Consider the following 519-nt stretch of genomic DNA (forward strand, 5'->3'; position numbering starts at 1 on the left):
AGTTTTGGGGCGGAGGACGACGCGGCGTAACGGCACGGTAGGCCTACAGCCGGCCGAGCTTGTCTTGCAGCTTGGCGTTTTTCTTGTCGACGCTCTCGCGCATGGCCTGCTTGTGCTCGCGCATCTTGGCCGCCAGCGCTTCGTCGCCCACCGCCAGAATCTGCGCCGCCAGTACCGCCGCGTTATGGGCGCCGAAGTTGCCCACCGCCACCGTCGCCACGGGCACGCCCGGCGGCATCTGCACCGTCGCCAGCAGGGCGTCCAACCCGCCCAGGGGCGTGGCGTCCATGGGCACGCCGATCACCGGCAGCGAACATGCCCCCGCGCAAACGCCCGCCAGATGGGCCGCTCCGCCGGCCGCCGCGATGATCACGCCGAATCCGTTTTTCTCCGCGTCGCGGACATAAGCGATCGTCTCGTCCGGGCTGCGATGGGCCGACAAAACGCGCACGTCGTGTTCGATGCTTAGGGCCTTCAACTGCTTCACGCACGCCGACATGGTGTCGAAATCCGAATCGG

The 519-nt window shown here is 67.4% G+C and carries 1 protein-coding gene; it reads right to left on the reverse strand.

The window, feature by feature from the left end; all coding sequences use genetic code 11:
- Window positions 1-43: 43 nt before the first annotated feature.
- Entirely contained in the window at window positions 44-499 is a 456-nt protein-coding gene (gene purE, locus KDM41_18990; GenBank protein MCB1185512.1) for a 5-(carboxyamino)imidazole ribonucleotide mutase, read from the reverse strand.
- Between the last annotated feature and the right edge of the window lie 20 nt (window positions 500-519).

It is taken from the genome of bacterium (genome assembly GCA_020440705.1).
Taxonomy (GTDB): domain Bacteria; phylum Krumholzibacteriota; class Krumholzibacteriia; order LZORAL124-64-63; family LZORAL124-64-63; genus JAGRNP01.

Bases quoted from the DNA above. Each gene is read 5' to 3' on its own strand.
- purE (MCB1185512.1), bottom strand. From the start codon at position 499: ATGTCGGCGTGCGTGAAGCAGTTGAAGGCCCTAAGCATCGAACACGAC.